This is a genomic window from Mycobacterium sp. D16Q13, assembly GCF_002013375.1.
Taxonomy (GTDB): domain Bacteria; phylum Actinomycetota; class Actinomycetes; order Mycobacteriales; family Mycobacteriaceae; genus Mycobacterium.
In genome coordinates this window covers 167,960-188,749 of sequence record NZ_MAEW01000014.1, presented here as the reverse complement: position 1 = coordinate 188,749, position 20,790 = coordinate 167,960, and the positions used below count along the sequence as shown (strand labels likewise).

The 20,790-nt window shown below is 64.6% G+C and carries 22 protein-coding genes; 8 read left to right on the top strand and 14 right to left on the bottom strand.

Annotated features, from left to right (window positions below):
• Positions 1-15: 15 nt before the first annotated feature.
• The 4 genes from trpC to B4400_RS16200 form a co-directional block, all read right to left on the bottom strand.
• Positions 16-834 (bottom strand): indole-3-glycerol phosphate synthase TrpC, encoded by an 819-nt coding sequence (trpC, locus tag B4400_RS16215; protein WP_078288115.1) that lies wholly within the window; start codon positions 832-834, stop codon positions 16-18.
• Positions 835-927: 93 nt separating this feature from the next.
• Positions 928-1,560 carry a TIGR02234 family membrane protein gene (locus tag B4400_RS16210; protein WP_078312058.1) on the bottom strand — a complete coding sequence of 211 codons (633 nt, stop codon included), beginning with the start codon at positions 1,558-1,560 and terminating at the stop codon, positions 928-930.
• Entirely contained in the window at positions 1,553-3,088 is a 1,536-nt protein-coding gene (locus B4400_RS16205; RefSeq protein ID WP_078312057.1) for an anthranilate synthase component I, read from the bottom strand. Before B4400_RS16205 ends, B4400_RS16210 begins: the two co-directional genes overlap by 8 nt.
• Positions 3,089-3,177: 89 nt before the next feature.
• The gene (locus tag B4400_RS16200) at positions 3,178-3,669 is read right to left on the bottom strand and encodes a MarR family winged helix-turn-helix transcriptional regulator (RefSeq protein WP_078312056.1); all 492 of its coding nucleotides are present in this window, start codon (positions 3,667-3,669) and stop codon (positions 3,178-3,180) included.
• 350 nt (positions 3,670-4,019) lie between these two features.
• Here B4400_RS16200 and B4400_RS16195 point away from each other — a divergent pair, with 350 nt between their 5' ends.
• The 4 genes from B4400_RS16195 to B4400_RS16180 all read left to right on the top strand — a co-directional run bounded on the left by B4400_RS16195 (position 4,020) and on the right by B4400_RS16180 (position 8,467).
• On the top strand, positions 4,020-4,463 hold the full coding sequence (locus B4400_RS16195) for an MmpS family transport accessory protein (RefSeq protein WP_078312055.1): 444 nt from the start codon (positions 4,020-4,022) through the stop codon (positions 4,461-4,463).
• Positions 4,460-7,273 (top strand): MMPL/RND family transporter, encoded by a 2,814-nt coding sequence (locus tag B4400_RS16190; RefSeq protein ID WP_078312054.1) that lies wholly within the window; start codon positions 4,460-4,462, stop codon positions 7,271-7,273. The genes B4400_RS16195 and B4400_RS16190 overlap by 4 nt, the downstream gene beginning before the upstream one ends.
• 296 nt (positions 7,274-7,569) lie before the next feature.
• Positions 7,570-7,998 carry an HIT family protein gene (locus tag B4400_RS16185; protein WP_078312053.1) on the top strand — a complete coding sequence of 143 codons (429 nt, stop codon included), beginning with the start codon at positions 7,570-7,572 and terminating at the stop codon, positions 7,996-7,998.
• Positions 7,999-8,008: 10 nt separating this feature from the next.
• Positions 8,009-8,467, top strand: coding sequence for a peroxiredoxin (locus B4400_RS16180; protein ID WP_078312052.1), 459 nt, complete (start codon positions 8,009-8,011; stop codon positions 8,465-8,467).
• Positions 8,468-8,477: 10 nt separating this feature from the next.
• Here the strand turns inward: B4400_RS16180 and hisI are convergent, their stop codons facing one another.
• Genes hisI through hisD form a run of 8 tightly spaced genes read right to left on the bottom strand, consistent with a single transcriptional unit; the run spans position 8,478 to position 14,856 of the window.
• On the bottom strand, positions 8,478-8,828 hold the full coding sequence (hisI, locus tag B4400_RS16175; protein ID WP_078312051.1) for a phosphoribosyl-AMP cyclohydrolase: 351 nt from the start codon (positions 8,826-8,828) through the stop codon (positions 8,478-8,480).
• Positions 8,825-9,598: an imidazole glycerol phosphate synthase subunit HisF gene (hisF, locus tag B4400_RS16170; protein ID WP_078312050.1), complete on the bottom strand. Its 774-nt coding sequence runs from the start codon at positions 9,596-9,598 to the stop codon at positions 8,825-8,827. Before hisF ends, hisI begins: the two co-directional genes overlap by 4 nt.
• Entirely contained in the window at positions 9,595-10,410 is an 816-nt protein-coding gene (locus tag B4400_RS16165) for an inositol monophosphatase family protein (protein ID WP_078312049.1), read from the bottom strand. The genes hisF and B4400_RS16165 overlap by 4 nt, the downstream gene beginning before the upstream one ends.
• Position 10,411: 1 nt before the next feature.
• Positions 10,412-11,143 (bottom strand): bifunctional 1-(5-phosphoribosyl)-5-((5-phosphoribosylamino)methylideneamino)imidazole-4-carboxamide isomerase/phosphoribosylanthranilate isomerase PriA, encoded by a 732-nt coding sequence (gene priA / locus B4400_RS16160; RefSeq protein WP_078312048.1) that lies wholly within the window; start codon positions 11,141-11,143, stop codon positions 10,412-10,414.
• Complete coding sequence (gene hisH / locus B4400_RS16155) at positions 11,140-11,790, bottom strand: imidazole glycerol phosphate synthase subunit HisH (protein ID WP_078312047.1); 651 nt, start codon at positions 11,788-11,790, stop codon at positions 11,140-11,142. The genes priA and hisH overlap by 4 nt, the downstream gene beginning before the upstream one ends.
• Positions 11,787-12,410: an imidazoleglycerol-phosphate dehydratase HisB gene (gene hisB, locus B4400_RS16150; protein WP_057969050.1), complete on the bottom strand. Its 624-nt coding sequence runs from the start codon at positions 12,408-12,410 to the stop codon at positions 11,787-11,789. The genes hisH and hisB overlap by 4 nt, the downstream gene beginning before the upstream one ends.
• Positions 12,407-13,540 carry a histidinol-phosphate transaminase gene (locus B4400_RS16145; protein ID WP_078312046.1) on the bottom strand — a complete coding sequence of 378 codons (1,134 nt, stop codon included), beginning with the start codon at positions 13,538-13,540 and terminating at the stop codon, positions 12,407-12,409. Before B4400_RS16145 ends, hisB begins: the two co-directional genes overlap by 4 nt.
• Positions 13,537-14,856, bottom strand: coding sequence for a histidinol dehydrogenase (hisD, locus tag B4400_RS16140; protein ID WP_170915035.1), 1,320 nt, complete (start codon positions 14,854-14,856; stop codon positions 13,537-13,539). Before hisD ends, B4400_RS16145 begins: the two co-directional genes overlap by 4 nt.
• A 203-nt stretch (positions 14,857-15,059) precedes the next feature.
• Between hisD and B4400_RS16135 the strand changes: the two genes are divergently transcribed.
• Positions 15,060-15,434, top strand: coding sequence for a nitroreductase family deazaflavin-dependent oxidoreductase (locus tag B4400_RS16135; protein WP_078288099.1), 375 nt, complete (start codon positions 15,060-15,062; stop codon positions 15,432-15,434).
• A gap of 155 nt (positions 15,435-15,589) precedes the next feature.
• Here B4400_RS16135 and B4400_RS16130 read toward each other — a convergent pair whose 3' ends face one another.
• Complete coding sequence (locus tag B4400_RS16130) at positions 15,590-16,258, bottom strand: response regulator (RefSeq protein WP_078312045.1); 669 nt, start codon at positions 16,256-16,258, stop codon at positions 15,590-15,592.
• Positions 16,255-17,937 (bottom strand): ATP-binding protein, encoded by a 1,683-nt coding sequence (locus B4400_RS16125; RefSeq protein WP_170915026.1) that lies wholly within the window; start codon positions 17,935-17,937, stop codon positions 16,255-16,257. Before B4400_RS16125 ends, B4400_RS16130 begins: the two co-directional genes overlap by 4 nt.
• A gap of 141 nt (positions 17,938-18,078) precedes the next feature.
• On the opposite strand from B4400_RS16125, the gene B4400_RS16120 reads away from it, so the two are divergent.
• The 3 genes from B4400_RS16120 to B4400_RS16110 are packed head-to-tail and all read left to right on the top strand — an operon-like array spanning position 18,079 to position 20,790.
• Positions 18,079-18,888 (top strand): ABC transporter ATP-binding protein, encoded by an 810-nt coding sequence (locus B4400_RS16120; protein WP_139361431.1) that lies wholly within the window; start codon positions 18,079-18,081, stop codon positions 18,886-18,888.
• Positions 18,878-19,753 carry an ABC transporter permease gene (locus B4400_RS16115; RefSeq protein WP_286142109.1) on the top strand — a complete coding sequence of 292 codons (876 nt, stop codon included), beginning with the start codon at positions 18,878-18,880 and terminating at the stop codon, positions 19,751-19,753. Before B4400_RS16120 ends, B4400_RS16115 begins: the two co-directional genes overlap by 11 nt.
• Positions 19,754-19,755: 2 nt before the next feature.
• Entirely contained in the window at positions 19,756-20,790 is a 1,035-nt protein-coding gene (locus tag B4400_RS16110) for an ABC transporter substrate-binding protein (protein ID WP_078312086.1), read from the top strand.

The following is a 20,790-nucleotide window of genomic DNA, read 5'->3' as shown; positions in this document are numbered from 1 at the left end:
ACCGTCAGACATCGACTAGCGAGCCGGTTTGGGGCAGGACGGGTGCGTACCCGCAGTCACCAAATCAGCGACGGCTCCCCGCGGATCGCCACTGGTCACCAATCCCTCGCCGACCAGGACTGCGTCGGCACCGGCGCCGGCGTAGGCCAGCAGATCGGCGGTCCCGCGAATGCCGGACTCGGCGATACGGATTACGCCGCTGGGCAGTCCGGGTGCGATGCGCGAGAAGCAATCCCGGTCGATCTCAAGAGTTTTCAGATCGCGCGCGTTGACACCGATGACGGAGGCGCCAGCAGACAGCGCACGATCGGCCTCTTCCTCGGTGTGCACTTCCACCAGCGCGGTCATCCCGAGGGACTCGGTGCGGTCGAGCAGGGAAACGAGTGTGTTCTGTTCGAGCGCCGCGACGATCAGCAGGATCAGGTCGGCGCCATGGGCGCGCGCCTCGTGAATCTGATACGGACCAACCACAAAGTCCTTGCGCAGCACCGGAACTGATACCGCGGCACGTACGGAGTCAAGATCATCGAGGCTTCCATGGAACCGCCGCCCCTCGGTGAGCACGCTGATGATCCGAGCTCCGCCGTCCTCGTAGGCCTTGGCGAGCTCGGCGGGATCACTGATATCTGCGAGCGCACCACGCGACGGGCTGGCCCGCTTGACCTCAGCGATCACGGCGATACCCGGCACCCGCAGGGCGGCCATGACATCGAGTGGCTTGGGCGCGGCCTTGGCTGCCGCCTTGACTGTGGCGAGATCGACAACGGCTTCGCGAGCCGCGACATCAGCGCGCACGCCATCGAGGATCGAATCGAGTACGGTTCCCGAACTCATGACCTCGACGATTCCCTTCTTGCGGCGCCCCCGCGCCTGCGCACTCGAACTTCACAGAGGGTAGCCGCTGTGGGGTCGCACACGAAAACCGGGTCAGGTGGGGCTGGATGAACCCTCGGCCGGGCCGAGGGTGGGGTCGTTTCCGTCGTCCAGGCTGTCCCACATCACCCGCTCGCTCTGCGTCTTATCTCCCGGATCGGTGCCGTCAGTGCGCCGGGCGGCCGGGGTCTGGTACTTCGTGTCCACGGCTCCCCGTGCGGCCCGCAGGAGCGTGATGGCGGCCAGTACCGCCACGACGGCGGCAATGACCGTGGTCGTGGCGCCAGCGGCGAGCCGATCGGCGCCGATCAAGGTGGATACCGGCACGTTCTTGACCTCCGCCGCGCGGGGTCCGGCGTCGCGAATGGCCCAGAGGCTGACACCCAGGTAGGCCGCGCCGGCCCCGATGATCGCCACGAGACCAGCCAAGATCCGCAGTGCCCATCCGCGGATGGCGAGGGTGGCGATGGCCGCCGCGACCAAGGCGACCGCCAGCGGAAACAGGGCGGCCGACCAGTCGGCGCCCGACACCAGAATGGTTCGGGGCTCCCCTAAACCGTCGAACGACCTCAGGCGGACCCAGGTGAGCTTCGATGCCCCCCACAACCCGCCAGCGGCGATCAGGAGCAGTCCGGCCCCCGTGAGAAGACGCTTCCGGCCCGGATTCGGCGTGGCCGGATCAGACATCGGCAGCGCCCGTGAGGGTTTCGGCGGCCGCGATCGCGTTGAGCACCGCGGTGGCCTTGTTCCGCGCCTCGTTGTATTCGTACTCGCCTGTGGAGTCGGCCACCACACCGCCGCCGGCCTGCACGTAGGCATGACCGTCCTTGAACAGCGCGGTTCGGATCGCGATGGCGAAATCGGCATTTCCGGCGAAGTCCAGGTACCCCAGCACTCCCCCGTAGAGGCCGCGGCGAGTGAGCTCGACTTCCTCGATGAGCTCCATCGCGCGCACCTTGGGCGCACCCGACAGCGTTCCTGCGGGGAAGCACGCGGTGATGGCGTCCAGTGCGGTCTTACCGTCCGCGAGTAGTCCAGACACCGTCGACACCAGATGCATGACGTGGCTGTAGCGCTCGATGTGGCTGTAATCGCTGACCTTCACGGTGCCCGGGGTGCAGACGCGTCCAAGATCGTTACGGCCCAGATCGACCAGCATGAGGTGCTCAGAGAGTTCCTTCTCGTCCGCGAGCAGATCCTTGGCCAGCAGGGTGTCTTCCTCGTCGGTGGCGCCACGCCAGCGCGTTCCGGCGATCGGATGGGTGGTGGCCACTCCGTCCTTCACCGTGACGAGCGCCTCCGGGCTCGATCCGACGACCGAAAACGCCGTCCCACCATCGGAATCCGGCGCGTGAAGCAGATACATATAGGGGCTGGGATTGGTGACCCGCAGAATCCGGTACACCTCCAGCGGGTCGACATCGGTCTCCATTTCGAAGCGCATGCTCGGCACCACCTGAAATGCCTCACCTGCCTCGATATCGCCAACCAGCTTGTCGACGATGGCGCTGTACTCCTCCACCGTGCGCTGGCTGCGATACGCGGGTGCCGGACGGTCGAAGTGGGCGACCGTGGAGGGCAGCGGCTGACCGAGCGCAGCCGTCATGACGTCCAGTCGCGCGACCGCACCGTCATAGGCCTCGGCGACACGTTCTGGGGTGTCATCCCAATTCACCGCATTCGCGATGAGCGTGATGGTGCCCTCGTGGTGGTCGACGGCCGCCATATCGGTGGCGAGCAGGAGCAACAGATCCGGCAGCCCCAGATCATCGGTCGTCCGCTGCGGAAGCCGCTCCAGCCGGCGGACGATGTCGTAGGCCAGGAAGCCGACCATGCCGCCGGACAGCGGCGGCAGGTCCGATAGCGCCTCGCCTGCCAGCAGGTCCATCGTGGCCCGCAACGCATCGAGGGGATCGCCCCCTACGGGTGCTCCCTCGGGGGTGGCCCCCAGCCAAGCGGCCTGACCGTCCCGGACGGTCAGTGCAGACGGAGATCCGGCGCCGATGAACGACCAGCGCGACCATGACCGACCGTTCTCCGCCGATTCGAGCAGGAAGGTGCCGGGGCGATTGGCGCCCAACTTACGGTAGGCGGACAGCGGCGTCTCGCTGTCCGCCAGCACTTTTCGAGTCACCGGCACCACCCGGTGTGCCGCCGCCAGGGCGTTGAACTCTTCCCTGGTCGTGGTCGCGGCGCCACTGACGGTGCTATGCATGGAAGCTATTCTCCCAGACCCCCGCCAGCCGACTGGGTCGCGTTGCCGACGCGGATGGGCCGGGCCGGATTGGGCTGACCCTGATTGGCCTAGCCCTCGTAGGCCCGCAGGGACTCCACCAGGCGTTCCAGCCCTCCCACCACGGCGTCACGATCGTCGCCGAGTCCGGCGAGAGCCGCGGACTGGATGAGCAACCGCTCAGGGAAGTGCTCATCAACCACTGCGCGCCCGCTATCGGTCATGCTGATGATGACCGCTCGCCGGTCGTTGACGCTGGCCTCCCGAGTCACATATCCACGCTCCTCGAGCTTGCGCAGCGTTCGGCTCACCCACGCCTGCGATACACCAAGCTCTTCGGCGATGTGACGAGCGATGACGGGACCTTTGCGATATCGCAGCACGATCAGAATGTCGTGTTCGGGCTCCGGGATGGAAGCCGATGTGCACAGAGGTTCTATCGCACGCGCGAGCAGACCCGAGGCGCGCTTCAACAAGCCGATGATCTCCATGGAGGCCGTGTCGAGATCGGGCCTGTTCTGCGACCAATCGCGCACGGTGATCGAGCTCTCCTTGACCACCATCGCGTCCCTTCTTGAATCCTCTCGACCGCAGGATGTGCACGTGCCGACCTAAGGCTATCGAACTCTGCCCGTGCTGCCCGCAGGCTCGGCAACATCGGCGACAACCCGTTCGGCGCGGTCTGCGTCACACTCACTAGACACCAATTACTTAACTTATATAGTATTCGTCACGCATCCGTTCAGGACTTTGCCTGCGCTGTGACGACAGATCCGGGAACGAGCGACATGGAACGTCAACGGGTCAACGATGACCGGCGCATTCTTGCAGTAGAACATTGGTATAACTGCGAACACACGCCGCCATGTCCGCATGCCCGAAGGCCATATCTCAGGGACTGAAAGGGTTAGCTATGAGCATCTCCAGGAGCCGTCGCGTGCTGAACAAGACCTGGTTGCCGCTCCTCGCCGTGGCGATACTCCTCACCGCAGGGCTGGCTATCAAGTTCGCGCATGGCGTCTTCGGCTCACAGGACCGCACACGCAGCCCCGGGGGAAATTTCGCCGTCGTCCAGTTCAATCCCAAGAACATCGTCTACGAGGTGTTTGGCGACTACGGCGGCTGGGCGCGGGTGAGCTACTGGGATACCAACAACAGACCCGTCGATGTCCAGCCCACCGCGTTGCCGTGGACACATACGGAGACGACCGTCTTGACGACCGCGACCGGCGACATCACCGCACAGGTGGCGGGCCGAAATGTCGGCTGCCGCATCACCGTTGACGGCTTAGTGCGCTCGGAGCACACCGCAACCGGCGAGCACGCCGGCGTCTGGTGCCAGGTGCTGTCCGCATGAGCGCACATTCCACACAGAAGCCGTGGTTCGCCAGGACGATTCGCAGGTTCGCCATACTTGTGGTGCTGGCCTGGGCCGCATTCACCGTCGTGATCAACACCGTGGTTCCGCAGCTCGAACCCGTCACCGACGCGAACCAGGGCCCGCTGGTTCCGCTCGACGCGCCGTCGTCTAAGGCTCTGATTCACATTGGTGAATCGTTCCAGGAATCGGACAGCAACAGTCTGGCGATGGTCATCCTGGAGGGTGATCACAAGCTCAACGATGCCGACCACGCGTTCTACAACACCGTGGCCAGCAAGCTGGAGAACGACAAGAAGCACGTCCAATACGTGATGAATCTGTGGGGCCAGGGCACGACCGCCGCGGGCGTGCAGAGCTCCGATGGGCAGGCCGCCTACACCCTCGTGCGGGTCGCCGGCGACCAGGGTTCGACGGTCTCCGACGAATCCATCCGTGCCGTCCGCGAACTAGTCGCCGAGGTCCAGCCCCCCAACGGAGTCAAGGTGTACGTCTCCGGCTCGGCCCCACTATCCACAGACATGCTTCAGGTGGGCAACCAAAGCATGATCCGCCTGATGTACGTGACGATCGCCATCATCACGGTGATGCTGCTCATCGTCTACCGATCCGTCGCTACCGCCCTCCTGACGCTGTTGGTGGTGATGGTCGAGTTGTCCTGCGGGCGTGGCGTTGTCGCGTTCCTCGCCTATCACAAGCTCATCGGCATCTCGGTTTTCGCGTCGAACATCCTGGTGTCGTTGATCCTTGGCGCCGGGACCGACTATGCGATCTTCTTGATCGGCAGGTACCAAGAGGCGCGCCACGCGGGCGAGGATCGGGAGACGGCGTATTACTCCGCGGTGAAAGGCGTCTCGCACGTCATCCTCGGCTCCGGCTTGGCCATCGCGGGTGCCACATTCTGCCTGCAGTTCACACGCCTCAACTACTTCAATACCATGGGCATCCCGTGTGCGGCGGCAACACTCGTCGCCGTCGCGGCATCCCTCACCTTTGGGCCCGCGGTACTGGCGCTGGGCAGCCGCTTCGGGGTCTTCGATCCGAAAGTCAAGGCAAGTGCGGGTATTTGGCGCAAGGTCGGCACCGTCACCGTGCGCTGGCCAGGCCGGATTCTCGTGGTGAGCAGTGTTGTGGTGCTGATCGGATCGATCACGCTGCCGTCGTACCGTCCCAACTACAACGACCGGATCTACATCGCCGACGACGTCCCGGCGAATCAGGGATACGCCGCAGCGGACAGGCACTTTCCAGTGAGCAAGCTCAACAGCGACATGCTCATGATCGAATCCGATCACGACATGCGGAACTCGACGGACATGATCGCGCTGGACAAGGTGGCGCGCGAGGTCTTCCACACGCCCGGCGTCGCCATGATTCAGAGCGTCACCAGGCCACTGGGCACGCCGCTGGAGCATTCGTCCTTCACGTACACGATGGGGACCATGGGAACCAAGATCAACGAGATACTCCCGTTTCTTACGGACCTCACCGATCGATTCACCCAAATGGCCGATATCACCGACCGGATGGCCGCCCTGATGCGCCAGCAGCAGGAACTCACCGGACAGCAAGCAGGATCGGCGCATATCTCCCTCAAAGGCGCACAGGAGTTGAAAGACGTCACGGTGAGCATGCGGGACACCCTCGGCAATTTCGACGATCAGTTCCGGCCGCTGCGCAATTACTTCTACTGGGAACCGCACTGCGCCGATATCCCGATGTGCTGGGCGATGAGATCGCTGTTCGATATGACCGACCAGGTCGACTCGATGACCGATGCGGTGGACGACAGCCTCAAGGCGGCCGTGATCCAGGACGCGGTCACTCCGCAACTGGTCGAGGTCATCGGCAGAAGCGCCGCCGAACTGGACAACATGAGAAAGGTGGTGCTCACCGAGCAGAGCACCATGCGGCCGATGCTCACCCAGATGAATGAGCTGGGCCGCCAGATGATGGACCTCGGATACGCATTCGACAGTTCCAAGAACGACGAGTTCTTCTACCTGCCCCCGGATGCCTTCGACAATCCGTATTTCCAGATCGACCTGAAGTACTTCGTTTCACCGGACGGGAAATCCGCCCGCTACATGATCTACCACGACGGCGAGGCGCTGAGCGAGGAAGGCATCGACCACGCGCAGGCCTATCTGCCAGCGGCCAAGGAGGCTCTTAAAGGAACGACGCTGGCCGGATCACGGGTCTATCTGGGCGGTGCGGCGGCGACGTACTGGGACATCCAGGACGCCACCAAGACCGACCTCCTGATTGCGGCCATCGCGGCGTTCGCGCTGATCTTCCTGGTCATGCTGTTGATCACCAGGAGTGTGGTGGCGGCACTGGTCATCATTGGCACGGTGGCGTTCTCCTACTCGGGCGCCTTCGGCCTCTCGGTACTGGTCTGGCAGCACTTCCTGGGCATACCGCTGAGCTGGCTGAATCTGCCCATCACCTTCATCATCCTGGTGGCCGTGGGGTCGGACTACAACCTGTTGCTCATCGCCCGCTATCTGGAGGAAAGCAAGGCGGGGCTCAATACGGGTCTGATTCGCGCGGTGGCCAACTCCGGCAAGGTCGTCACCACCGCGGGCATCGTGTTCGCGACCACGATGATGGCCATGCTGTCCAGCGATCTGCTGTCGGTGGGCCAGCTCGGTTCCATCATCGGCCTTGGCCTGCTGTTGGACACCCTCATCGTGCGGTCGTTCATCACCCCCGCCATTGCCCGGTTGCTCGGGCCGTTGTTCTGGTGGCCACGGGTGATCCGGTCACGCCCGCTGCCCGCCCGCTGATGTGACAGCACGCCTGGGACCGCATGTGCGGCCCGGGCGTGCCGGTGGGGGCACTCGGGTGCGAGCACGGAGTCCTCGGCACACCATGCCGAGAGTGCCGAGGAAACCTGGCGCGCCAGCGCAATTCCCAGTGAAACTCCCATACCGCGCCGCCCGGCAGGAACACCGTCACGTTCGTCGATGGCACGTCGCACCTCATCACGTCGAGCCGATACGCGGGCCCGTCCGGCCGCGTCTCCCGGGCCTTCATGTTATCGAACACCCGTTCGATAACGCAACGCCTCTACCGTGAAGCGGTGGCTGAGGAGTGCTTGTTCTGCGGGATCGTCTCCGGTGTCGTACCCGGCGTGCGCGTCGCAGAGGACGCGAAAACCTATGCGTTCATGGATATCAACCCCGGTGCGGACGGACATCTCCTGGTGGTTCCGAAGCGGCACAGCAAGGATCTCCTTGAGATACCGGCCGATGATCTGAGCGCTGTCGCGTTAACTGCCCAACGGATAGCCAAAGCGGTCGTCACCGAACTCGGGGCCGACGGGGTGAACCTCCTGAATTGCTGCGGCGCGCACGCATGGCAGACGGAGTTTCATTTTCACCTCCACGTGATCCCCCGGTACATCGACAAGTCCAAAGACCGGCTGGGACTGCCCTGGGCGCCCGGTGTCCGTGGTGACATGCGCACAATCACCGCCCTGGGAAACCGGCTGTCCGACGCGCTGGCGTAGCGTTCGACTCATGAAACCTGGTGATCGTGTCGCCGACTTCGAACTTCCGGACCAGACCGGAACAACCCGCAGCCTCTCCTCACTCCTGGCCGACGGACCCGTCGTGCTGTTCTTCTATCCCGCCGCGAATACGCCCGGCTGCACCGCCGAGGCCTGCCATTTCCGGGACTTAGCAAGCGAATTCAAAGAAGTGGGCGCCTCGCGCGTCGGCATCAGCGTCGACTCGGTCGAAAAGCAGGCCGACTTCGCCGACAAGCGCAAGTTCGACTACCCACTGCTCTCGGACAAGGGCGGGGCGGTCTCCACCGCATTCGGCGTCAAGCGCGGACTGCTGGGCAAGCTGGCGCCCGTGAAGCGGACCACGTTCATCATCGACACCGACAAGACGGTGCTTGAGGTGTTCGCCAGCGAGCTCAACATGAACGCGCACGCGGATAAGGCCCTAGAGTTCCTCCGCGCACGCAGCTAGCACGCGCAACCTAGAGCTCTTCACCCAAGAGCTCGTCGGCGTCAAAGCAGCTGTGCGCGCCGGTGTGGCACGCCGGCCCGGTCTGATCGACTTCGAGCACCAGTGTGTCGCCGTCACAGTCGAGCCGCACCGCGTGCACGTACTGGGTGTGACCCGATGTCTCGCCCTTGACCCACAGGCGCTGACGCGACCGCGAGAAGTAGGTACCGCGCCGCGTCGCAAGCGTCTGTGCCAGGGCCTCGTCATTCATCCAGGCGACCATCAACACCGTGCCTGTGCCGTGCTCCTGCACCACCGCCGTCACCAGACCGGCAGAGTCACGCTTCAAGCGGTCGGCAATGGCCGGATCGAGGTCGCTCATCGCACGGTGATCCCTTCTGCGGCCATAGCCGCTTTCACCTCGCCGATGGTCAGCTCGCGGAAATGGAACACGCTGGCCGCCAGCACCGCGTCGGCCCCGGCTTTGACCGCGGGCGCGAAATGCTGAACCGCGCCAGCCCCACCACTGGCGATCACCGGAACGTCGACCGCCGCACGCGCGGCCGTGATCATCGCAAGATCGAACCCCGCCTTGGTGCCGTCGGCATCCATGGAGTTGAGCAGGATTTCCCCCACTCCCAATTCGGCTCCGCGCGTTGTCCATTCGATGGCGTCGATCCCAGTGCCCGTGCGGCCGCCATGAGTGGTGACTTCCCATCCCGACGGCGTCAGCGGGTCACCCTCGCGGACCCGGCGCGCGTCCACACTCAGCACGATGCACTGCGATCCGAACCGCTGCGCCAGCTCGGCCAGCAGTTCCGGGCGCGCGATCGCCGCGGTGTTGACGCCTACCTTGTCCGCACCGGCGCGCAGCAGCACGTTGACGTCTTCCACCGATCGCACACCGCCGCCCACCGTCAGCGGAATGAACACCTGCTCAGCGGTGCGCCGCACCACATCCAGCATCGTCGCCCGACCCGAGGACGAGGCCGTGACGTCGAGGAAGGTGAGTTCGTCCACGCCCTCGGCGTCATACGCGGCGGCTAGCTCCACCGGATCTCCTGCATCACGCAGGTTTTCGAAATTCACACCCTTGACCACTCGACCGTCGTCGACATCGAGGCAGGCGATGACACGGGTAGCAACACTCATCGGTAGTCCTCCGGATCCCCGACCTCGGCCAGTACTTCCAGAATCTGTTGGTGCACGCCGGGCGCGGCCACCAGCACCGACGGCGATTCGGGGGTCCAGGGATTGCCACCGAGGTCCGTCGCGTGACCGCCCGCGGCCTGAACCAATGCGATACCGGCGGCGTGATCCCACACATGTGCGCCGAAACTCACCGCACCACCCAGGATTCCGCCCGCGGTGAACGCTAAATCGATACCGGTGCTGCCATGCATACGCAGTCGTGACGTGATGCGGCTCAGCTTCTCCAGCACCGTCAGCCGATAGCGCCCCGGCACCCGGCCCTTCCAGTCCACATTGAAGGTGCCCAGCCCCACCGCCACATCTGCGAGATCGACGCGGGGCAACGGCGGCATCGGCACGCCGTTGCGCACCAAGGGGCCACCCGCGAAGCCGGTGTACTTGTCCCCCATGAACGGCAACCAGGTCAGGCCCGCGACCGGTTCTCCGTCGGAGAGCAGCCCCAGCAGAATTGCCGCCATCGGCGAACCCGCCGCGTAGTTCACCGTGCCGTCGATCGGGTCGACCACCCAGACCAGCCCGGAATCCACTGCCGGACCCCCGAATTCCTCACCGTGCACACCGATTCCGGTGCGCTCGGTGAGTGCCTGCACCACCATTCGCTCGATGGCCAGATCCTCCTCGGTGGCGAAGTCCTTACCGCCCTTGAAGACGACACCATCGGCCCCGTGCCCGGCCACGAAACGCTGCGCCGCCACGTCCAAAATCATGGACGCCTCGGAGATCAGCGCAGTCAGCTCCGCAGTAGTAGGCATGTCAGGAAACGGCAGCCAATGCGTCGGGCAGGGTGAAACGGCCGGCGTAAAGCGCCTTTCCGACGATCGCACCCTCGATACCGGCGCCGGTCAGTTCTGCGATGGCACGCAGGTCGTCCAGGCTCGAAACCCCGCCCGATGCGATGACGGGTGCGTTCGCGACACCCGCGACCTGTGCCAGCAGTTCGAGGTTCGGCCCGGTCAGGGTGCCATCCTTGGTGACGTCGGTAACCACGTAACGCGAGCATCCCTGCGCCCGAAGACGTTCCAGCACCTCCCAGAGGTCACCGCCGTCACTGACCCAGCCACGGCCGCGCAGTCGGTGCTCGCCGTCCACAATTTCGACATCGAGCCCCACCGCGACCCGTTCACCGTGCCGGGCGATCGCCGAAGCGCACCATTCCGGGTCCTCGAGCGCGGCAGTACCGAGATTGACTCGGGCACAACCGGTTGCGAGCGCTGCCGTCAACGATTCGTCGTCCCGGATGCCGCCGGAGAGCTCCACCTTCACATCTAGCTCGCCCACCACCTGTGCCAACAACTCGCGGTTGGAACCGCGTCCGAAGGCGGCGTCCAGGTCCACCAGGTGCACCCACTCGGCACCGTCGTTCTGCCACGCCAGCGCCGCATCACGCGGTGAGCCGTAGGTGGTTTCGCTGCCCGCCTTGCCCTGCACCAGGCGTACGGCCTGGCCGTCGGCGACATCGACCGCTGGTAATAGAACGAGACTCAAGAGATTCCCTTCACCCAATTGCTCAACAACACGGCCCCCGCGTCACCACTCTTCTCCGGATGGAACTGTGTGGCCGCGAGTGCCCCATTCTCCACCGCCGCGATAAACGGCACGTGATGGGTCGCCCATGTCACCAGCGGCTTCGCGATGGGTGACTCGGCGGGCGTTTCCAGCTCCCATTTCTGCACCGCGTAGGAATGCACGAAGTAAAAGCGCGTGTCGGCATCCAGCCCGGCGAACAGGTCCGACCCGGCCGGCGCATCGACGGTGTTCCAGCCCATGTGCGGGATCACCGGTGCGTCCAGACGGCTGACCACTCCGGGCCACTGCCCGCATCCCGCGGTGTCGACACCGAATTCAATGCCGTGACTGAACAGGATCTGCATGCCGACGCAAATACCCAGCACCGGGCGGCCACCGGAGAGCCGAACGTCGATGATGCGCTCGCCGTCGATGCCGCGCAGCCCGTCCATACACGCCGCAAAGGCGCCTACCCCGGGGACGACCAGACCATCGGCATTAAGCGCCGCGTTGGCATCGGCGGTCACCGTGACGTCGGCGCCGACCCTTTCCAGCGCACGCTGCGCGGATCTGAGATTGCCCGAACCGTAGTCGAGGACAACGACTTTGGGTCCAGCACCGGTCACAGGCTGCCCTTGGTCGACGGCACACCGGTGACCCGCGGATCGGGCTCGACAGCCTGGCGCAGCGCTCTGGCCACGGCCTTGTACTGTGCCTCGGTGATGTGGTGCGGGTCGCGCCCGTACAAGGTGCGCACATGCAGCGCGATGCGCGCGTTGAGCGCCAACGACTCGAACACGTGCGCATTGATGACGGTGTGGTACGGAACCGAAGAGCCCGCGATCGTGGTGTGCAGCAGGTGGTCCGGCTCGCCGGTGTGCACACAGTACGGGCGGCCCGATACGTCCACCGCGGCGTGGGCCAGGGTTTCGTCCATCGGGATAAAGGCGTCCCCGAACCTGCGGATTCCCTTCTTGTCCCCCAGCGCCTCGGCGAGTGCCTGCCCGAGCGTGATGGCGGTGTCCTCCACCGTGTGATGCGCCTCGATCTCGGTATCACCCTTGGCGGTGATCGTGAGATCGAAACTGGCGTGCGTCCCCAGCGCGGTGAGCATGTGGTCGAAGAACGGTACCCCGGTATCGATGTGCACCTGGCCAGTGCCATCCAGATTCAGTTCCACCACGATGTCCGACTCGCGGGTGGCCCGGGCCACTCGTGCCACCCGGTTCCACGCGGATGCTGTCATGAGGGCGCACCTTTCTCTAGGTCCGTCGCGGCCAGTGTGTCGCTGACCTTCAAGAACACGTCATTCTCGCTCGCCAGCCCGATGGTGACGCGCAAATACCCCGGAATGCCGACATCCCGGATAAGAACGCCCGCATCGAGATACCGCTGCCAGCTCGCCGCCGAATCGACAAACCTGCCGAACAGCACAAAGTTCGCGTCACTGGGAACAACCCGGAATCCGCTGGCCGACAGCGCCGCCGACACCCTGATGCGTTCGGCGACCAACGTCGCGACGCTACCGAGGGTCTCCGCGCGGTGTTTCACCGCCGCGCGAGCGGCGGCCTGGGTGAGCACCGACAGGTGGTACGGCAGCCGCACCAAGAGCAGAGCGTCGATAACAGCGGGCGCCGCCACCAGGTATCCCAGCCGTCCGCCCGCGAAGGCGAAGGCCTTGCTCATAGTGCGGCTCACGATCAGCTTCGCGGGATACTCGTCCACGAGGGTGATTCCACTAGGCGCCGCCGAAAATTCGCCGTATGCCTCGTCCAGGATCACAACTCCCGGAGCCGCGTCGAGGATCTGGCGCAGGTCCTCCAACGGAACAGACTGTCCCGTCGGGTTGTTGGGGCTTGTCACGAAGACGACGTCGGGCTGGCGCTCCCTGATCGCCGCGACCGCCGTGCGGAGATCCAGCGAGAAATCCTCCGAGCGCTGAGCCTGCAGCCATTCGGTCTGGGTTCCATCGGAAATGATCGGGTGCATCGAGTAGGACGGCGTGAATCCCAGCGCGCTACGGCCCGGCCCACCGAATGCCTGCAGCAGCTGCTGCAGTATCTCGTTGGAACCGTTTGCCGCCCAGACATTCTCGGCGCCTACGGGTACACCGGTCTGCTCAGCCAAGTAGGCCGCGAGATCAGTACGCAAGGCCACCGCATCGCGGTCCGGGTAGCGATGCAGTTCCGCCGCCACCCATCGGACCGAGTCCGCCACATCGTTGATGAGACCGGCCGACGGTTCGTGCGGGTTCTCGTTGGTGTTCAGCCGCACCGGCACGGTCAGCTGCGGTGCGCCATACGGACTCTTGCCGCGCAGGCTGTCGCGCAGCGGCAGGTCCTCGAGTCGGGCCGCGCCGCCGATCAGACCGCTCATGACCGCTCGAACCTGCGACGAACCGCCTCACCGTGCGCGGGCAGATTCTCTGCGTTGGCCAGCGTGATCACGTGCCCGGACACCTCTTTGAGAGCGGCCTCGGTGTAATCCACGATGTGGATACCGCGCAGGAAGGTCTGCACGGACAGCCCACTGGAATGCCGGGCACATCCGGCGGTGGGCAGCACGTGATTGGATCCCGCGCAGTAGTCGCCGAGGCTCACCGGTGACCATGGCCCCAGGAAGATCGCACCGGCATTGCGAACGCGCGCGGCCACCGGCACCGGATCGGCCGTCTGGATTTCCAAGTGCTCGGCCGCGTAGGCATTCACAACCTTGATTCCCGCGCTGAGGTCGTCGACGAGAACGATTCCGGATTGAGCACCGGTCAGCGCCGCGGTGACGCGTTCGGCGTGCACCGTCGTCTCCAGCTGTGCGGCAGTCTCCTTCACCACCGCGTCGGCTAGCTTCTCGCTCGTGGTGACGAGCACGCTCGCTGCCAGCACATCGTGTTCGGCCTGGCTGATCAGGTCGGCGGCCACGTGTACCGGATCGGCTGTCTCATCGGCGAGGACTGCGATTTCCGTGGGGCCGGCCTCGGCATCGATGCCTACCAGCGATCGGCACAGCCGCTTGGCCGCGGTCACGTAGATATTGCCGGGCCCGGTGATCATGTCGACCGATGCGAGCTCGGCACCGTCGGTATCGGTACCACCGTGCGCCAACAGCGCGACACCCTGTGCACCACCCACCGCCCAGATCTCTTCGACGCCGAGCAGCTGTGCGGCCGCGAGAATCGTCGGGTGAGGCAGTCCACCGAACTGGGCCTGCGGTGGTGACGCGATGACGAGCGATCCCACCCCGGCGGTCTGTGCCGGGACGACGTTCATCACGACGCTCGACGGGTACACGGCGTTACCGCCCGGAACGTACAAGCCCACGCGCTCGACGGCTACCCAACGTTCGGTCACGGTGGCGCCGTCCGCAACGGTGGTCACCGTGTCCTGGCGGCGCTGATCGGCGTGCACCGCACGCGCTCGCAGAATGGCCACTTCGAGCGCGTCGCGCACCGCCGGGTCCAGCTCCGCGAGGGCGCGCTGCAGCTCGGCAGCCGGAACACGGACGGTCGCCGGGCGCACGCCATCGAACTGGGCGCTGAATTCCAGCGCGGCCTCGGCGCCGCGGTCCCTGACCGCCTCCACGACAGGCCGTACCGTCGGCAGCACGGCATCGACGTCGGTCCCGCCCCGCGGAAGGGCAGAGCGCAGATGGGACGGGGACAGGTTCGCACCACGCATGTCGATACGGCGCAGCAGCGATGAGCCGCTCGCGCGAAGAGCATCTGATGAGGTGGGTCCGTCGCTCACCCCACCATTCTCCCAGAGCTGCTCAACACCATTTACCACGCAGTCACCGGTTGTGTGTGACGCACGTCTAACTAGACTCGTCGGCAGGAAGACCGTACCGACCCACAACGATCGGATCATCGATGTCAGCAAACAATCAGCCCGGCGTGCCCATGCTCATGCCCGACTGGCTTGAGCGAGCTCAGATCAAGTTCATGAACCCATTCATGGCCCGTATCGCGCGCTTTTTACCGTCGTTCGCTACCGTTACGCACTTCGGCCGCACGTCAGGCACCAAGTACGAAACCACCGTGAACGCATTCCGCAAAGGCGATGTCATCTCCATCGGGCTGATTCACGGTAAAACCAACTGGACCAAGAACGTGATCGCTGCAGGCGGTGCCGACATCAAGCTCTTTCGCGGCAAGCAGATCCATGTGATCAACCCGCGCATCGTGGAGCAAGGCCAGGGAGATCCGGCGCTGACCCGCTCGACCCGGCAAGTCAACAAGCTCGCAGGGGTCTTCGTCGCCGATATCGCGAAGTAACTCCCGTGTTGGATGCCCCCGGCTTCGATCGTCTGGTTCGGGGGCGATCGGCGATACAGCTCCAGCGGCGCGCGTTGGGCGCCCAGGTGTACGGATCGATGGGAATCGAGCGGTGAATTCGGTGCGCTCGCCCCGCAATCCGGTCTCCGGGAACGTCACGTTCCTGGAATGAGGAACTCCTGTTCGGGGCGCCCCGCCGTGCCGTAGCGCAACCGCATCTCCACATCCGAGGCACCCACCAGCGAGGCGAGATAACGTTGCGCGGTCGCGCGTGAGATCCCCACTACCACGGCAACTTCCGCCGACGACATCGGTGAGGGCGCATCCCGGATGGCCTGCAGCACGATCTGCTTGGTGGGCGACGACGGTGTCGCCGAACGTGGCGCGCCCGCGCTCGGGCGTAAGGCGTCCAACGCGGCGTCGACCTCTGCGGTGCTGAGTTCGTCGCTGTGCAGGATCTTGCGGTAACGCGCGTAGGCGGTGAGCCGGGCCACCAGCGCGGCATGAGCGAACGGCTTCACCAGGTAGCTGACCGCGCCGGCGATCAGCGCCTGCCGGATTCTGTCGCCCTCGGCCGCCGCCGACAGAACCATGGCATCGCAACGCAACGCGCGCACGAAATCGACACCGGACCCGTCAGGCAGGTACACGTCGACCAGAGCGAGATCGATCGAGGCGGCGCTGACCGCGTCGTGTGCCGCAGTGATGCTGTTTACGGTTGCCACCACCGTGAAACCGGGAACGGCATCGACAATCCCGGCGTGCAAGTTGGCCACCCGGAAGTCATCGTCGACTATCAGCACGTTGATCGTGGATTCATTCATTCCGGTTCCTTCCCTTCGATGTCCGCCATGACCGACGGCATCCGCGCGATGAACTCCGCACCCGCGAGCCCGGGCCCCGCACCCGCTGCCGTAGCCAGCCTCACGTCGCCGCCGAGCCCCCGCGCGATCTGTCGCGCCAGCGCCAGACCGACTCCGCGGCCGCCCGGAGCCGCCGCGTCCTTCTTGGTCGAGATCCCTTCTGCGAAAAGACCATCCGTCATGGATTCGGCTACCCCGTCACCACTGTCGGCCACGGTGATGTGCAGTGTTGAACCGTCCTGTACCACCCCCACCTCGACCCGCCGGTGTGGATCCGAGCCGGCCCGCGCCGCGTCGATCGCGTTATCGATCAGGTTGCCCAACACGGTGGTGACATCCACCAGATGCATGAGAGTGCCCGATACCCAGGTGTTGTCTCCCAGCGTCAGGGTGACGCCCGCTTCTCGCGCGTTCGCGCTCTTCGCGGCGATGAAGGCCTGAAGATAGGGATCTCCCAGTGTTTCGATATCCGGGAGTGCCGCGCCCAGCGGGCCGCTGCCGAGGAGCTCGTCCAGGAAATGCGCGGCCTCCTGAGTCCGGTTGGTGTGCACCAGCCCGCTCAGTAGATGCAAGCGGTTCGCGAACTCATGCCGCTGCGCCCGCAGCACGGCGCTCATCGACTGCACCGCGTCCAATTGCCGAGTCAGCGATTCGACATCCGTTCGATCGCGCACGGTCAGCACCGCTCCTAGCGCGCGGCCTTCCCGACTGACCGGACGCGCCGTGATCACCACAACTCGCTCGCCCACTGTCGCCATCACCGGCACCGCGGACATATCCCGCAGTACCGACAGAACCCTTGGCGTCAAACCGATATCGCTGACCTGCCGCCCCGCCACATCGCCCAGCCCCAGCAGCCGCACAGCCTCGTCGTTGACCACGGTGGTTCTTCCGTCGACATCAACGCCCAGCACCCCCTCCCCGATGCCATGCAGCACCGCGGCCTGTTCGCGCACCAACTCGGCCAGCTCGGCGGGCTCCAGTCCGAGCGTGAGTCCTCGCCACCGGCGGGACAACAACATCGAGCCCGCGATACCGAACAGAAATGCCGCGCCCACGATCCATCCCGCGATTCGCAGGTCGGACATCAAACGATCGCGTACCGCGGCAGTCGACACTCCCACGCTCACCTCCCCCACCACGGTCGATGAATCAGCCTGCCGTACCGGAACTTTGGCTCTGACTGAGCCGCCCAACGTACCGGTTTCCTCTACGACGACATCGCGTCCGGCGAGGGCGCCGGAGGGGTCGGTGCTGACGGGGTGACCCAGTCGCTCCTGTGTGGGATGGGCCAACCGGATCCCATGCTCATCGGTGATCACCACAAACAAGGCGTCGTTGCGCACCTGCACCGCGGTCGCGATGCGTTGCAACTGCCCGTCCGAAAGCTCGTTCGTGAGACCTGAACCCGGAGTGAGCGTGCCCCGCGCGTAGTCGGTGACCCGGGCACGCACCTCTGGCATGGCCGCGACAGTGCCCGCGATCGCCAGCGCCCGCTGTCCGTACTCGGAGGAAAGCCGCCTATCGCCCACCACAGCGAGGATCGCGAACGCCAATCCCAGGGCCAGGAAAACCACCGCAACCTGCAGAAGAAGCACTTGCGTGCGCAATCGCAGCACTGTGCGCTTCCTGGAATCCATGTGCCAGAGCGTAAGCAGGCCGTGCGCAGAATGCGCAAAACTGACGAAATCCGCGATTTGCGCGGGTAGTGCGCACAAGCAGAGAACTGTGACACCCACCACTTATCTTCAGTCTCCAGCAGCTAGCGAAGGAGACGTGCAATGGCGCATCCACTCATCCAACTTCGGGGAGCAACCAAACGGTTCCCCTCGAATCGAGGCGACGGTATCCACACCGCGGTCCGCGATCTGGATATCAACATCAACCCCGGGGAATTCGTCGCGGTTGTCGGCCCCACCGGATGCGGCAAGTCCACCACCTTGTCCTTGGTATCCGGGCTCGAACCGCCGTCCGCCGGACGTGTCCTGGTTCGCGGCGAGGATGTGAACGGCATTCCGGCAGGTATCGGATACATGTTCCAGCAGGACGCGGTGCTGCCCTGGAAGAGCGTCATTGACAACGTCGCCCTGGGTCCGATCTACCGAGGAGCGAGTAAGACCGAGGCCCACGAGAAGGCTGCCCACTGGGTGCGAACCGTCGGCCTCGCGGGATTCGAGAAGTACTACCCGCATCAGCTCTCCGGCGGTATGCGCAAGCGTGTGGCACTGGCGCAGACGCTGGTCAACGAGCCCGAGATTCTGCTCATGGACGAACCGTTCAGCGCACTCGATGTGCAGACCCGCCAGCTCATGCAGGACGAACTGCTGCGGGTGTGGTCCGGTACAGGGGCGGCGGTCATCTTTGTCACCCACGATCTGGAGGAAGCGATCGCGCTGGCGGACCGCGTCGTGGTGATGACAGCGAGCCCTGCCACCGTATGCGGGGACTTTCCGGTCACCCTGCCCCGCCCCCGCGATGTCGAGGAGGTACGGCTCACCGACGAATTCCGCACCATTTACCGCGAAATCTGGGAAACACTGCGCGATCAGGTCGAGGCCGCCCGCGCGAAGGGAGAGTCTCGTGTCGCATGATCTGTTGATTCAGCCGATTCCACCGGTCGCCGAAACCGACGAAGAGATCCTGCAACGCGCGCGCAAAAGCAAGCGCCGCACCATGACCCGAATCTGGGGGCTACGAACCGCTCTTGTGGTGATCTGGCTGGCCTCGTGGGAGGTCGCGGCCACCGTCTGGCTGGATCCGTTTTTTTACTCGAAGCCCTCGCTGATCTGGGCACGGTTGGCCGAATGGTTCACCATCGGAACCCAATTCGGATCGATATGGCTGCAGATCTTCACCACCGTCGAAGAGGCCGTACTGGGCTTCCTGATCGGCACCGTCGCCGGAGTGACCTTGGGTGTGCTCCTCGGTCGCAGCCGTTACTGGTCGGAAGTGCTGGCCCCGTTCATCAAGGCGCTCAACGCCGTTCCGCGCATCGTGCTCGCCTCATTGTTCATCATCTGGTTCGGCCTGGGGCTCAGCTCCAAGGTCGCCACCGTGGTGGTCCTGGTGTTCTTCGCGGTGTTCTTCAACGCGTTCACCGGCGCGCGTGAGGTGGATGGGAACGTGATCAACAACGCCCGGATTCTCGGCGCCAGCCCTACCCGCATCCTCACCTCGATTGTGCTGCCCAGCGCGACCAGCTGGATCCTGTCGAGCTTGCACACCGCATTCGGGTTCGCGCTGATCGGCGCCGTCGTCGGTGAATACGCCGGTGCGAGCAAGGGTTTGGGACTATTGATCAGCAACGCCCAGGGCACGTTCGATTCCGCGGGCATCTATGCCGGAATGATCATCATCACGGTGGTGGCCCTGCTCGCCGAATGGCTCATCGGTATCGCCGAATCCCGGCTGCTCACATGGCGGCCGTCACAGTCGAGCTCGGGCCACGGGATCTGACGATGAAAAGACTCCCGCTCGCCGTCATTCTCGTCATCGCCGTCTTCCTCGGCGCCGGATGCCGTGACTCCCGGCATATCCCGATGGCCAACGGCAGACCGCAGGTCACCATCATGGTCGGCGGCCTGGAAAAGATCATCTACCTGCCGGCGATGCTCACCCAGCAGCTTGGCCACTTCGCGAACAACGACATCGATGTCACGCTGCTCAGCGAGCAGTCCGGCGCTACCGCGGAGACCGCGCTGCTCACCGGCGATGTGCAGGCGGTTGTTGGGTTCTACGACCACACCATCGACCTGCAGGCCAAGGAACAGTGCATTACCTCTGTAGTCCAGATGGCGGACGTTCCGGGCGAGGTGGAGCTGGTGTCGGCCAAGGACACCGCGACCATCGCTTCCCCCGCCGACTTCCGCGGCAAGAACCTCGGAGTCACCTCGCTGGGGTCATCCACAGACTTCCTGACACAGGCGCTGGCCGGCCAGGCCGGACTGCGGACTGCCGACTACAACCGTGTGAAGGTCGGTGCCGGCCAAACATTCATCGCCGGAATGAACCACGACGGCATCGATGCGGGCATGACCACCGATCCAACGGTGGCGCAGATGGTGAACTCGGGCCAGGCCAAAGTTCTCGTCGACCTGCGCACCGAATCCGGAACGCGCCAGGCGCTAGGCGGGCTGTACCCGTCGACCTCGCTCTACATGCGCTGTGACACCGTGAAGGCGCATCCCGACATCGTCCAAAAGCTCGTCACGTCGTTCGTCCAAACGCTGCGCTGGATCAAGCTGCATTCGCCCGCCCAGATCGCCGACAAGATGCCACCTCAATACGCGGGCGCAAACAAAGACCTCTACTTGCAGTCGATTGCCGACTCCATCGGAATGTTCAACGGCGACGGGATCATGAAATCCGATGGCGCACAGAACGCATTGCGCATCCTTGGCATGTACTCGAAGAACGTGGCACCCGTAAAGCAACGGATCGACATCAACGCGACGTACACAACGGAGTTCGCGCGGGCCGCGTTGCGCGACTGA